This is a genomic window from Streptomyces sp. NPDC039462 (assembly GCF_055639375.1).
This window is the reverse complement of the sequence record NZ_JBVKAO010000011.1, coordinates 25641-38404: the sequence shown is the minus strand read 5'-3', so window position 1 is coordinate 38404 and position 12764 is coordinate 25641. Positions and strand designations below refer to the sequence as shown.

At 72.8% G+C, this 12764-nt stretch carries 12 protein-coding genes; 5 read left to right on the top strand and 7 right to left on the bottom strand.

Annotated features, from left to right (window positions below; all coding sequences use genetic code 11):
* The 3 genes from ACZ7LU_RS38965 to ACZ7LU_RS38955 all read right to left on the bottom strand — a co-directional run bounded on the left by ACZ7LU_RS38965 (window position 1) and on the right by ACZ7LU_RS38955 (window position 3664).
* On the bottom strand, window positions 1–1248 hold the full coding sequence (locus tag ACZ7LU_RS38965; protein WP_471919546.1) for a GNAT family N-acetyltransferase: 1248 nt from the start codon (window positions 1246–1248) through the stop codon (window positions 1–3).
* Window positions 1249–1340: 92 nt separating this feature from the next.
* Window positions 1341–2357: a zinc-binding dehydrogenase gene (locus tag ACZ7LU_RS38960; protein ID WP_471919616.1), complete on the bottom strand. Its 1017-nt coding sequence runs from the start codon at window positions 2355–2357 to the stop codon at window positions 1341–1343.
* Window positions 2358–2467: 110 nt separating this feature from the next.
* On the bottom strand, window positions 2468–3664 hold the full coding sequence (locus tag ACZ7LU_RS38955) for an NAD(P)-binding protein (protein WP_398302888.1): 1197 nt from the start codon (window positions 3662–3664) through the stop codon (window positions 2468–2470).
* A 154-nt stretch (window positions 3665–3818) separates the two neighbouring features.
* Here ACZ7LU_RS38955 and ACZ7LU_RS38950 point away from each other — a divergent pair, with 154 nt between their 5' ends.
* Window positions 3819–4547: a pentapeptide repeat-containing protein gene (locus tag ACZ7LU_RS38950; protein WP_471919545.1), complete on the top strand. Its 729-nt coding sequence runs from the start codon at window positions 3819–3821 to the stop codon at window positions 4545–4547.
* Between the two features lie 609 nt (window positions 4548–5156).
* On the opposite strand, the gene ACZ7LU_RS38945 is transcribed toward ACZ7LU_RS38950, so the two are convergent.
* From ACZ7LU_RS38945 to ACZ7LU_RS38935, 3 genes are read right to left on the bottom strand one after another with little or no spacing between them, the layout of a single operon-like run.
* The gene (locus tag ACZ7LU_RS38945; protein WP_468305298.1) at window positions 5157–5657 is read right to left on the bottom strand and encodes a hypothetical protein; all 501 of its coding nucleotides are present in this window, start codon (window positions 5655–5657) and stop codon (window positions 5157–5159) included.
* A gap of 52 nt (window positions 5658–5709) precedes the next feature.
* Window positions 5710–6354, bottom strand: coding sequence for a response regulator (locus tag ACZ7LU_RS38940; protein ID WP_398302894.1), 645 nt, complete (start codon window positions 6352–6354; stop codon window positions 5710–5712).
* A complete protein-coding gene (locus tag ACZ7LU_RS38935; RefSeq protein WP_468305660.1) occupies window positions 6351–7529 on the bottom strand; it encodes a sensor histidine kinase in 1179 nt (392 codons plus the stop codon). The genes ACZ7LU_RS38940 and ACZ7LU_RS38935 overlap by 4 nt, the downstream gene beginning before the upstream one ends.
* Before the next feature lie 345 nt (window positions 7530–7874).
* Here ACZ7LU_RS38935 and ACZ7LU_RS38930 point away from each other — a divergent pair, with 345 nt between their 5' ends.
* The 4 genes from ACZ7LU_RS38930 (at window position 7875) to ACZ7LU_RS38915 (ending at window position 12216) form a co-directional block, all read left to right on the top strand.
* Entirely contained in the window at window positions 7875–8432 is a 558-nt protein-coding gene (locus ACZ7LU_RS38930; RefSeq protein ID WP_468555508.1) for a GlcG/HbpS family heme-binding protein, read from the top strand.
* Window positions 8433–8598: 166 nt separating this feature from the next.
* Window positions 8599–9204 carry an ankyrin repeat domain-containing protein gene (locus ACZ7LU_RS38925; RefSeq protein WP_471919544.1) on the top strand — a complete coding sequence of 202 codons (606 nt, stop codon included), beginning with the start codon at window positions 8599–8601 and terminating at the stop codon, window positions 9202–9204.
* A 320-nt stretch (window positions 9205–9524) separates the two neighbouring features.
* Window positions 9525–10709 (top strand): YncE family protein, encoded by a 1185-nt coding sequence (locus ACZ7LU_RS38920; RefSeq protein ID WP_471919543.1) that lies wholly within the window; start codon window positions 9525–9527, stop codon window positions 10707–10709.
* Between the two features lie 127 nt (window positions 10710–10836).
* Window positions 10837–12216, top strand: a complete 1380-nt coding sequence (locus tag ACZ7LU_RS38915; protein WP_471919615.1) for a M1 family metallopeptidase — start codon at window positions 10837–10839, stop codon at window positions 12214–12216.
* A gap of 33 nt (window positions 12217–12249) precedes the next feature.
* Here the strand turns inward: ACZ7LU_RS38915 and ACZ7LU_RS38910 are convergent, their stop codons facing one another.
* A complete protein-coding gene (locus ACZ7LU_RS38910) occupies window positions 12250–12759 on the bottom strand; it encodes a GNAT family N-acetyltransferase (protein ID WP_398302905.1) in 510 nt (169 codons plus the stop codon).
* Window positions 12760–12764 lie beyond the last annotated feature (5 nt).

Genomic DNA, 12764 nt, shown 5'->3' with positions numbered 1-12764 from the left:
CTAGAACTCGTCCACGGTGTGCGGCAGGAGAGGCGTGTGCAGCGCCGCGTCCAGTGCCGTCGCCGTGCCCGCCGTGTGCTCCGTCGCCAGGCCCGCGCGGACCAGGGCGTCGGTCTTCGTGCCGCCCAAGTAGCAGGCGGCCAGGTCGCGTACGTCGACGGTGAGGTCCGCGGGGTCCTCGGTCCTCTCGTACGTACAGCCGTCGGGGGACGCCGTCAGGCGGTGGCGACCCTCGTTGGCCGGGAGGCGGTCGTCGCGCACGTCGAGGACGACGTCCACCGGGGCCGCCCAGGAGCGGGACTCCAGTGCCTTGCGCACGTCGACGAGGCGGACCCACAGCGCCGGGAACTCGCCTGTGACGCGCACCTGGTCGCGGTCGGCGGCGAAGAGGTGCAGCGGGTCGTCCAGGGGGCGGCCCCAGGCGCGGATCCGGCCGGTCAGGTCGATCGACGCGAGGTAGCGCCAGAGGGCGGCCGCGGCGGCCGGGGTGTCCGCCTCCAGGTCGTCCAGGCGGACCAGGCCGGGGGCGTCGTCGCGGGTCTTGGTGCGGTAGATCGCATAACCGGCCGGCGGGCCCGCGGGGTCACCGAGGACGACGATGCGGGGCGGCGACAGCTCGTCGTCCTCCTCGTCCTCCGTCACCAGCCACTCCTCGCGCCACCACGCCTCGGTGCGGGCGATGCGGCCGGCGCGCTCGGCGCGGGTGCGGTCGTAGTACGCCGCGAGGAGCTCGGGGGCGTCGGACGGGTCGACGAGGCGCAGCGGGCGGTCGTCCGGGGTGATGCGCAGGGCCAGCGGGCGCGTGGAGTCGATCTCCAGGGTGTGGCCGTGGGTGGCGGACCCGAAGCCGAACCTGCCATAGATCGCGTCCTCCGACGCCCACAGGGCCGCGATCGGCGAGCCGTCCGCCGTCGCCCGCGCGAACAGCTCCGCGAGCATGCCGGAGAGCACGCCGCGGCGCCGGTGCGTCGGCGCCACGGACACGAACGTCAGGCACGGGCAGGGCAGTTCGCCGCCCGGCACCGACAGGGTGAAGGGGAACGCCGCGACGAACCCGACGAGTTCCCCGTTCTCGTACGCGCCGACGCGGGTGCAGTCGCGCAGCAGCTCGTGGTGGTGCTTGCGCTTCTCCTCCTCCGGGGTCTCGTGGAAGACGAGGTAGGCGAGGGAGAGCGCGCGGTCGATCCCCGCCTCGGGGATGTCGCGGAACTGGACGGATTCCGGGGTCGTAGCGATAGCCATAGCCATATAACGGACGGTAGTTCCCGAATGTCGTGCGGGCATCCGGATTTCGGCCTGCCCGGAAGGCCGGGGGATCGGGGGATCGGGGGACCAAGGGATCAGGGGATCAGGACGACCTTGCCCATCGTGGCGCGGGTCTCCAGCGCGCGGTGGGCCGCGGCCGCCTCCGCGAGGGGGTAGCGCTGCACGGCCGGTGTGAAGTGGCCGAGCGAGGCGGCGGTGAGGGCGGCGAGCTCCAGGGTGCGGACGGGGTTGTCGCCGCCCGCCTTGCGCATCATCGCCGGGCCGAGGACGTTGATCTGCGTGATGCCGCGCTCGGCGAGCTCCGCGTCGGTGAACTTCAGCTCTCCGTCGTCGTGCGGGCCCTTGCCGGACCAGCCGAAGACGACGTGGGTGCCGCCCGGGCCCAGCAGGTCGACCGCGGCCAGGCCCGCCTTGCCGCCCACTCCGTCGAAGACGACGGTGGCCGCGCGCCCTTCGCGCTCCTCCCGGAGGTACGCGCGGACCTCGTCGGGCCACGCCGGGTCGGTGTAGTCCACGGCGAGGTCGGCGCCGTTGGCGCGGACGCGGTCCGTCTTCTCCGGTCCGCCCGCCAGGCCGATCACCGTGGCGCCTCGGTGCTTGGCGTACTTCGTGAGGAGCGTGCCGATGCCGCCCGCGGCGGCGGGGATGACCGCCACGGTGTCGGGGGTCAGCTCCGTGAACTGCAGGATCCCCATCGTCGTACGACCCGTGCCGATCAGGGCGACCGCCTCCGCGGCGTCCAGGTCGTCGGGGATCTCGTGCAGGCGGGACGCGTCGGTGACGACGCGCTCGGCGTAGCCTCCGGGGGCGAAGCCGATGTGGGCGACGACGCGCTTGCCCAGCCAGTGCGCGGGGGTCCCCTCGCCGAGCTCGTCGACGATGCCCGCTATCTCCCTGCCGGGGATGGTGGGGAGGCTCGGGAGTTCGGGCAGCGGGCCCTGGATGCCCTCGCGGATCGAGGTGTCCAGGAGGTGCACGCCGGCGGCGGCCACGCTGATCCGGACCTGGCCCTCGGCCGGTTCGGGGACCGGTGTCTCCTCCAGGACGAGGTTCTCGGCGGGGCCGAAGGCATGGAGGCGGATGGCTCGCATGGTGGTGTGCTTCTCGGGGCCTGCGGGGGTGGGGGTGGGCGTGGGCATGACCGCTCCTCGGGGGTGTGATGGGGCGCTGTGCGCCGTTGATCGCGTACGCCCCTCACCCTTCAACCTGAAGTGGACTTGAGGTCAAGAGCCGACTTCGCCAGCGCGAGCGACACCGCCTCCATGGCGCTGTTGAACGAGACCTCGGACAGCAGTCCCGGCGCCGCCACCTGGTCGCCCGCCAGATACACGCCGTCGCCCCGGTCGATCGCGGGGCGGTCCCGCCAGGTGGTGCCGGGGCGGTCCAGCGCGCCCGTACGGCCGTTCGCGACGGAGGCGCGGCGCCACGTCAGGCGCTCGCGCCAGCCGGGGTACCCGAGGTCGAGCAGGTGCTCGGCGCGGGCCACGCCGTCGGCCTTCGTCTCCTCGGGCGAGAGCGGAATCTGTGCCTGTACGAGCTGTTCGCCGGCCGGGGCGAGGGTGTGATCCTGCGCGGTGAAACGTTCGACCCAGCCGGTGCGGTCCAGGTCGGATACGACGAAGGCGTCGCCTTTACGGGTACGGAAGGCCACGTCGACGAGTGCGGTGCGGCCGCTCTCCCAGCGCAGGGAATCGTCGCCGAGGAGGCGGCGGGCTGCTTCGAGGGAGGTCGCGACGATGACCGGGCCGTCCTGGGGGAGGCCCAGGTCGGAGAGGCTGTCGACGCGGTCCAGCGTCTCCGTGCGGACGCCCATGTTCCAGGCCAGCGCGGCCATGCGGTCGATGACCGAGCCCCAGCCGCCGCGCGGGTAGTGCGCCTCCGGGGGCAGCTTCGTGGCGCGGCGCAGGCGCTCCTGCACGAAACGGGCGGAGAGCGAACCGGGGTCGTGGTGGAACGTCGCCACGGCGATGTAGTGCGCGGCGGCCTTCGCGCCCTCCTCGCCGACCTGCTCGGTGGCCCAGCCGGTGAAATCCCGGTCCACGGGGGCCTGCTCCGCCTTGCGGCGCAGCAGCTTCAGCATCGCGAGGGGCGGTGTGCGGCGCAGCGCGCCGTTGTGGAGCAGGCGCAGGCGGGCGCCTTCGAGGGGCGGCAGCGGGGCGAGCGGGCCGATGAGGCCGCGCTGCTTCAGCCAGGTCCAGTGGGGGCCGCCGTTGTAGAGCGCGTGCGGGCCCTCGTTCGTCTTGTACGTGCCTTCGGAGGTGCGGGCGCGGCCGCCGAGCGTGTGGTGGGCCTCGCGGAGGGTCACGCGGGCGCCTGCCTCGGCGGCGCTGATGGCCGCGGTGAGGCCGGCGAAGCCGCCGCCGACGACGGTGATGTGGTTCTGCCGCGCGGTGGGCATGGGTGGGCTCCCTTGGTGGTTGGACTTCACCACTTGGACGTGTGGGGGTGGCCTGGATGTGACATGACGGCTCGGGTTCGGTTTCGGTCTCGTTCTCGGGGGCGTAGGGCTTGTGGTGTCGGGCGTTGTCAGTGGGGGCGGGCACGATGGGGGCATGGCTCAGAAAGCGAAACCGACGCGGGCGGTGCAGGCGGTGCGGGAACAGGCCGGGCGGGCGGTGCGGGTGGTCAAGGCGGCTCGGGAGGCCGAGGTGCGGTTGCCGCCGCTCCGGCCGTTCGAGGGAGGGGAGCTGGAGCCCGACGGGGACTACGACGGGGTCGAGTTCCGTGACCTTGACCTCGGCGGGCAGGACGGGGCCGGGGCGCTGTTCATGGACTCGGCGGTGGCGGGGTGCGGCGTCGACGAGACGCGGCTGGCGCGGGCGCGGTTCGTCGACTCCGTGCTGACGGAGCTGCGGGGGGTGGGGACGGACCTCGCGGAGGCGTCGCTGCGGGACGTGGAGATCGTGGACGCGCGGCTCGGCGGGGTGCAGTTGCACGGGGGCGTGCTGGAGCGGGTGGTGGTGCGGGGCGGAAAGATCGACTACCTGAACCTGCGGAAGGCGCGGTTGCGGGATGTCGTCTTCGAGGGGTGCGTGCTGGTGGAGCCGGACTTCGGGGCGGCTTCGCTGGAGCGGGTGGAGTTTCGGGGGTGCGTGGTGCGGGGGGTCGACTTCACGGGGGCGCGGATGAAGGACGTGGATCTTCGGGAGGCGGGAGAGCTGGAGGTGGCGCGGGGGATCGAGTGCCTGGCCGGCGCGGTGATCAGCCCGTCCCAACTCCTGGAACTGGCACCGGCGTTCGCGGCACAGGTGGGGGTGCGGGTGGCTGGGGTGGGGGAGTAGGGCGGTACCTGGGGGCGGGGTTCGCCTTTGCTTCGTTTGTAGGCCGGGCGGATTCTGGCGTCGTTCGCCTTGTGGGGGTTTGCGCCTTCTGCCCGCCCGTGGGGCGGGGCCGCGGGGGTATGTGCGTACTCGCCATCCCTGCGCCGCGCCTCAAGTCCAAAGGCGCCAGAGTGTGCTCGGTGCTCCGTTCGCACATACCCCCACGTCCCCTCGGGCGCGCTGGCGGCTGCGCCCCGGTGGGGGTTCCTCGGGCGCTCCTCGTCTCCGCTCCCCCCTGCGCGGCAGCTGCGTCGCGGGGCAATCCCCACCCACCCGCCCTTACTCCCGCAGGACGTCGCGGGGGATACCCACCCACTCGCCCCTACTCCCGCAGGACGGCGCAGGGTAGCTCCCACCCGCCCGCCCCTACCCCCGCGGGGCGTCGCTGGGGATACCCACCCATCCGCCCCTACCCCCACAGGACGTTGCGGGGGGACACCCACCCACCCGCCCCTACTCCCGCGGGACGTTGCGGGGCAAACGGGTGGGTGGGTGGGGAACATCCGCCGCGGAGCGGCGGGCTTGGGGTCCTGCCTCGGCGGGGCGGCGCGGGCTCACCCGTAACGGGGCCTAGGCGGTGCGGGGGAAGCGGGCGAGGAGGGACCAGATCGTGGGGTTGTCCGACAGGGACTCGTGGAGGTCGGTCAGATCCGCCACGAGGTCGTGCAGAAAGTCGCGGGCCTCACGACGCAGCTCCGTGTGGGAGAAGGTCAGCGGAGGATCCTCGGGATCCATCCAGTCCGCCTCGATGTCGACCCAGCCGAAGCGGCGGGCGAACAGCATGCGGTCCGTCGACTCGGTGAAGTCGAGCTCCGCGTACTGGGGGCGAGAGGCCCGGCTGCCGAGCGGGTCCTTGTCCAGGGTCTCCACGATGTCGCACAGCGCCCACGCGAAGTCGAGGACGGGCACCCATCCCCAGGCTGTGGACAGTTCCCGGTCCGCCTTGGTGTCCGCCAGGTACACGTCCCCGCAGAACAGGTCGTGGCGGAGCGTATGGACATCCGCCCGGCTGTAGTCCAGCTGGGCGGGGTCGGGGAAGCGGCGGGAGAGGGCATAGCCGATGTCGAGCACGGTTCGATGGTGTCATGGACCGGGCAGCGTGGGGCGTGCGGTGCGATGCCGCTCAGGGCAGGAGGCGTTGTTCCTTCGCCACGGCCACCGCACCCGCCCGCGTGTCCACGCCCAGCTTGTCGTAGATCCGCCCCAGGTGGGTCTTGACCGTGGCCTCGCTGATGAAGAGGGCGCGGGCGATCTCGCGGTTGCCGAGGCCCTGGGAGAGCTGGCCGAGGATGTCGCGCTCGCGGTCGGTGAGCGTCGGCTGCGGGGCGCGCATGCGGGCCATGACGCGGGAGGCGACGGGGGGCGAGAGCGTGGTGCGGCCCTGGGACGCGGCGTGGATCGCGGAGAAGAGTTCCTCGGGGCGCTCCGCCTTGAGGAGGTACCCCGTCGCGCCCGCCTCGATGGCGCGGGTGATGTCGGCGTCGGTGTCGTAGGTGGTGAGGACCAGGACGTGCGGGGCGGGGGGCGGGGACGACGTGATGCGGCGGGTGGCTTCCACGCCGTCGATGCCGTCGCCCAGTTGCAGGTCCATCAGGACGACGTCCGGTGACAGTTTCGCGGCGAGGGCGACCGCCTCTTCGCCGGTGCCCGCCTCGCCGACCACCTCGATGTCGGGCGCGCTGCCGAGCAGGGCGAGCAGCCCGGCGCGTACGACGACGTGGTCGTCGCAGACCAGCAGACGGACGGGGCGGGACGGTGCGGCGTTCATGGCTGGGACTCCAAGGGGCTCGACGGCGGACCCGGCAGCGGGCTCGGCAGCGGGATCGATACGGAGAGGACCGCGCCCTCACCCGGCGCCGACTCGATCGTCAGTGTGCCGCCGAGCTGGCCGGCCCGAGCGCGGATCGCGGGCAGACCGTGGCCTCGTACACCTGCCGGGGATTCGGGACCGGGCGAGGGCGGCGGCGTGAAGCCGCGGCCGTCGTCCGCGACGTCGAGGACCACCTGGTCGTCGAGGAGGGTGAGGGTCAGCGCGGCGGTGGTGGCGTCCGCGTGCTCGCGTACGTTCGCGAGGGCGCCCTGCGCGATGCGGAGAAGCGCCGAGCTGACCCGGTCCGGCAGCGGCACCGGCGTGCCGTCCACGTGGAAGCGGACGGTGAGGCCCGCGTCGGACTCGCGTTCCGCGAGCGCCCGCAGCGCCTGCGCCACGCCGCCGCCGTCCGCGAGGTCGGCGGGGGCCAGGTCGTGCACGAAGCGGCGGGCCTCGGCGAGGCCGCGCTCGGTGATCGACTCGGCGGTACGGACGTGGGTGCGGGCCTTCGCCGGGTCCGTGTCCCAGATGCGGTCGGCGGCCTGCAGCAGCATCTGCTGGCTGGACAGGCCCTGCGCGAGGGTGTCGTGGATCTCCATGGACAGGCGCTGGCGCTCGGCGAGCGTGCCCTCGCGCCGTTCGGTGGCGGCGAGTTCGCGACGGGTGCGGATGAGGTCGTCGATGAGTTCGCGCTGGCGGGCCCCCTGGCGCTGCATGTGGATGAAGACGGCGGTGGCGACCGCGGCCCAGGCGGGCGGCGCGAGCAGCAGGTTCGGGTCGAAGCGGCCGGCGAGCTGCAGCTGGGCGACGACGACGAAGGCGGTCAGGACGGCCACGAGGAGCAGGGCGGCGCGGGGCGGCAGCGTCCGCAGGCCGGTGTAGAAGAGCGGCACCGCGCACCACGCGAAGCTCGGCGCGAGGACGACGAGCACGACCCAGACGGCGACGACGAGGATCAGCCAGGCGAGCCGGCGCGGCGCGGTGGGGCGGGCGCCGATGACGGGGCCGAGTACGTAGAGGAGTGCGAGGGAGACCGAGAGCGCGATGATCCACGGGGTGCGGGGTTCGCCGGGGTGCCGCATCAGGAAGCGGGTCAGCGACGACCCCAGGAGCAGGAAGAACGCCGTGTGCATGACGGCCGCGAGCCAGCGGGCGTCGGGGTCCGGCGTGCGGGGGTCGAGCCCCGGCCTGCGCTCTCCCACGGGGCGCCTCCCTTTCGTACTGCCGTCGCGCGGGCCTGAACTGGGCAAACACCCTCATTGTGGCCCGGTGGGGCCACGGAAGGGTCAACCGATCGGTTGACCCTGGTGTCGGCCGAGTCGCGCGCGGCTGGGAGCCGGTACGTCGAGGGGTGGGCCCCGGGCGCGCCCGGAGGATTGATGGCAGAGGGAGCCGAGGGAGACGAGCCCCGTGAGCTTCGTCCCTCCGGCCCACCCGCCTCACCCCGCCCCCGTCGCCTTCGCCCCTAGGAGCCCCTGATGCAGAAGCTCTCCCGCCGCACCCGCGTCCTCACCGTCGCCGCCACCGCCGCCGTCCTGGGCGCCGGCACCTTCGGCGCGGTCTCCGCCACCGCCGGCACCCCCGACGCCGCCACGAAGGCCGCCGTCACCGCCGACGCGGGCAACAAGAACCTCACCCAGTCGACGCACCTCACCGTCGCCGCCGCCACCAAGGCCGCGCAGGCCACCCTCGACGCCGCGAAGAAGGAGAACCAGCGCGTCTCCGTCGCCGTCGTCGACCGCAACGGCAACACCATCGTCCAGCTGCGCGGCGACGGTGCCGGGCCGCAGTCCCCCGAGTCCGCCGTGAAGAAGGCGTACACCGCCGTCTCCTGGAACGCGCCCACCTCCGAGCTGACCAAGCGCCTGGAGCAGGCCCCGAACCTGAAGGACATCCCCGGCACCCTGTTCCTCGCGGGCGGCGCGCCGGTCACGGCCAAGGGCGCGCCCGTCGCGGGCATCGGCGTCGCGGGCGCCCCGAGCGGCGACCTGGACGAGAAGTTCGCGAAGGCGGGCGTGGCGGCGCTCGGCCGCTGAGCCCCGAGCCCACCCACGCTGCATGCTGAACCGCATGCTGCCGCGGCTGTTCCCGGTCCCCGCGCCCGTCCGCGCGGGGACCCGCGGAACCTGTAGCACCCGCAAGACCCGCAGGATGCGCAGGACCCGCAGGACTCGTAGGACTCGTAGGACGAGGAGATCCGGCATGAACACCACCGCTGCCGACCAGCGGCTGCTCGACGCCACACGCGCCGGGAACACCGCGGAAGTGGCCGCCGCCCTCGCCGCGGGCGCCCGCGTGGAGGCCCGCGACACCGAGCTGCGCTCACCGCTGCTGCTCGCCGCCCTCGGCGATCACGTCGAGGCGGCCCGGGTGCTGGTCGCCGCCGGCGCCGACGTCGACGCTCAGGACCACCGTTCCGACAGCCCGTGGCTGGTCACCGGGGTGACGGGCAGCGTCGCCATGCTGCACGTCCTGCTGCCCGCGGGGCCCGACCTGACGCTGCGCAACCGTTTCGGCGGGGTCTCCTTGATCCCCGCATCGGAGCGCGGCCACGTCGCGTACGTACGGGAGGTCCTGCGCGTCACCGACATCGACGTCGACCACGTCAACGACCTCGGCTGGACCGCCCTCCTGGAGGCCGTCATCCTCGGCGACGGCGGCCGCGCGCACCAGGAGATCGTGGAACTGCTCCTTGCCGCAGGCGCGACGCCGGACCTCGCCGACCGGGACGGTGTCACGCCGCTCGCGCACGCGGAGCGGCGGGGCTTCGCGGAGATCGCGGAGCTGTTGAGGAGGCGCGCGGCATGAAGGCACCCGGCAAGCCTCGGAATCCCGAGGCGCCCCTCCAGACATCCCGGACGCCCGGGGCACCCGGAGAGGGCCGAACGCTTCGGATGCCCGGGCAGGGTGGGAGGCCTTGGTCGCTTCGGGTGCCCGGGCAGGGCCGGATGCCTTGGTCGCTCCGGATGCCCGGGCAGGCCCGGATGCCCTGGACGTTCCGGATGCCCCGGCAGGGCGGGACGCCTTGGACGCACCGGACGCACCGGACGCACCGGACGCCCCGGCAGGGCCGGACGCCCCGGCAGGGCCGGATGCCCCGGCAGGGCCGGATCCCCTGGACGCTCCGGATGCCCCGGATATCCGCCGCAGGCGCAGGCACCGCCCTGCTCGCTGTCGCGCTCGTCGCGGGCTGCGCCGCAGGCGAAAGCCCCGCCGCGTCCGCCCCCGAGCCCGCCCGCGCAACCCCCACCGTCATCGCCCCCGCCACCCGCACCCCCACCCCCACACCCCAAAACACCCTCCTGATCGCCGACTTCGGATCCGACACCGTCACCTTCGTCGACCCGGAGAAAGGCCCCGTCGACTCGGTGAAGGTCGGCGCGGCCCCCTACGGGCTCACCGTCGGGGACGACGGCCGCGCCTGGGTGGCGACCGCCGACGCCGTCGCCGTGGTCGACACGCGCACCCGGGAACGGATCGACCGCATCCCGTACGAGACGGAGACCGGCCCGGTGACGACGGGCGAGTACCGGGGCGGCGGCATGGGCATCGCCCTCGCGCCGGACGGCGAACACGTCTACGTGGGCGTCAATGTGCCGGACGCCAAGGGCGTGTTGGAGGTCATCGACACGGGCGAGCGCGAGGTGACCGGCACCGTGCCCGTCGGCCGGCGGCCCTTCGACGTCGACGTGTCGAAGGACGGCCGCGAGATCTACGCGACCGGCCACGACTCCTTCGACGTCACCGTCGTGCACGCCGGCTCCCTGAAGCCCCGCCGCATCGAAGTCGCCCCCTACGGGACAGAGGGCGGCCTCGGTTCCTGGCTGAAACCGCACTACGCGGCCGTGCGGCCCTCCGACGGGCGGCTCCTGCTGCCCTTCGAGGGCGAGAAGCTCGTCGTACTCGATCCGCGCACCGGTGCGTACGACGTCGAGAAGATGACCGCGAACACGCACCAGCACGGCGTGACGGTCACCGATGACGGCACCCTCTTCGCGGTCGGCACCGGGCCCATCGACCCCGACACCGACAAGGGCCCCTCCCTGACCGTGCGGACGAAGGACAGCAAGAACAGCAAGAACAGCAAGAACAGCAAGAACAGCAAGAACAGCAAGGACGGCACGGAGCGGATCATCCCGCTGGACGGTCCGCACGAGGACGTCGCCGTCTCGCAGGACGGCCGCACCGCGTACGTCACGGGCGGCTTCACCCGCGACGGCCACTGGAACGGCATCTCCGTCGTCGACACGGCGGACGGGTCGGTGCGCCGACTCCCGGCGGGTGAGCGGCCGTTGGGAATCGCCGTCCTCTGAGGCGGCTCGGGGGCCCCGGCGGCCGGGCCCATATCAAGCCCCTCCCGAACAATTGCCGCATAAGATCACCGGCGTGGACCTGCGATCTACGGCCGTACGAGCCGCCACCGTCACCTCCTGCCTCGCCCTGCTCGCCACCGTCAGTGCCTGCAGCGGCGCGGGCGTCGACGGCACACCGGGCTCACCGGGCGTGCGGGACCCGTACTTCCCCAAGCTGGGCAACGGCGGGTACGACGTGGCGCACTACGGCCTGACCCTCGGCTACGACCCCGGCTCCCGGCACCTCACGGGGACCGCCGAGATCACCGCCCGCGCCACCAAGAACCTCAGCTCCTTCAACCTCGACCTGAAGGGCCTCGACGTCTCCGGCATCACCGTCGAGGGCAAGGCGGCCCGTTTCCAGCGCGCCGGTCAGGAGCTGCGGGTCCGCCCGGCCGATGAGCTCGAACGGGGTGAGACGTTCCGCGCCACGGTCCGTTACTCCGGCACCCCGGAGACCATCACCGACGAGGACGGCGCCGAGGAGGGCTGGCTCAGGACGGGCGACGGCGCGCTCGCGCTCGGCGAGCCGACCGGCTCCATGGCGTGGTTCCCGGGCAACCACCACCCGAGCGACAAGGCCTCGTACGACATACAGATCACCGTCCCGAAGGGCCTGAAGGCCGTCTCCAACGGCGAGCTGACCCGCGAGTCGACGAAGAACGGCCGCACCACCTTCGCCTGGCACAGCGCCGAACCGATGGCGAGCTACGTGGCGACCGTGGCCATCGGCAAGCACGAGCTGAAGACGTCGACGACCGAGGACGGCCTGCCGATCGTGACGGCCGTCGACCCCTCCCAGGCGAAGGCGAGCGAGAAGGTCCTCGCGAAGATCCCGGACGTCATGGAGTGGGCGGAGTACAACTTCGGCCCCTACCCCTTCTCCTCCACGGGCGCGATCGTCGACCGCGAGGAGGACGTGGACTACGCCCTGGAGACCCAGACCCGGCCCGTCTTCCCCGGCGCCCCCGACACCGGACTCCTCGTCCACGAGCTGGCCCACCAGTGGTTCGGCAACTCCGTCACGCCCAAGTCGTGGCAGGACATGTGGCTCAACGAAGGCTTCGCGACGTACGCGGAGTGGCTGTACGCGGAGGACAACGACGGCGACAGCGCGCAGGACGTCTTCGACGCGCTCTACAAGGGCGACTACTACGAGGACAAGGAAGACAACGAGGCCATCTGGGCCTTCCCGCCCGCCAAGCCCACCGACGCCGCGAGCATCTCCGACCCGCCCGTCTACGAGCGCGGCGCCATGGTCATCCACAAGATCCGCCAGGCGGTGGGCGACGACGCGTTCTACGACATCGTGCAGGGCTGGGCGAAGACGTACCGCCACAAGAACGCGGACACCAGGGACTTCACGGAGTACGTCGAAAAGCACGCGGGCGGCGACGAGGCACGCGAGAAGGTCAGCCGGATCTGGGGCGACTGGCTCTACGGCGACGGCAAGCCGGACCGTCCGTAGGCATCTTGCCTCGACATCTGACCGACCCGATGGTCAGAGCCGCTTGCGCAGGACCGCGCACGGGCGGTGCAAGGCGCGGTCCTCGCGGTGGCCGATGACCAGGTAGCCGAGCGCGGTCCAGAAGCGCAGGGCCTTCGGGTTGTTCTCCAGGACGGCGAGGCGCACGGCCTCGCGCCCCGCGCTCCGGAACCGGTCCTCGACGAGGGTCGCCAACTCACGCCCCAGGCCGGTCCGGTGTGCGGACGCGTCGATCATCAGGAGCCCGATCCAGGGGTCGGGGTCCGTCGGGTCGGGGTGCCGGTCGAGGGTGAGGGCGATGCCGACGAGCCGGCCGCGCGAGCGGGCGAGGAGCACGTCGGCGCCCGGGTGGGCGAGCTCGTCCGCGAGTGCCTTGGCGACCTGTTCGACGCGGATGTCGTCGGGGTCGGGGAAGTCGCCGCTGAGCGCGAAGAACTCGCGGTTCGACGCGTACAGCGCGGTCACCTCGGTGAGGACGTGGCCGGGCAGGGCACCGTCGACGGCGGTGAGCGGTTCGAGGATCATGCGGG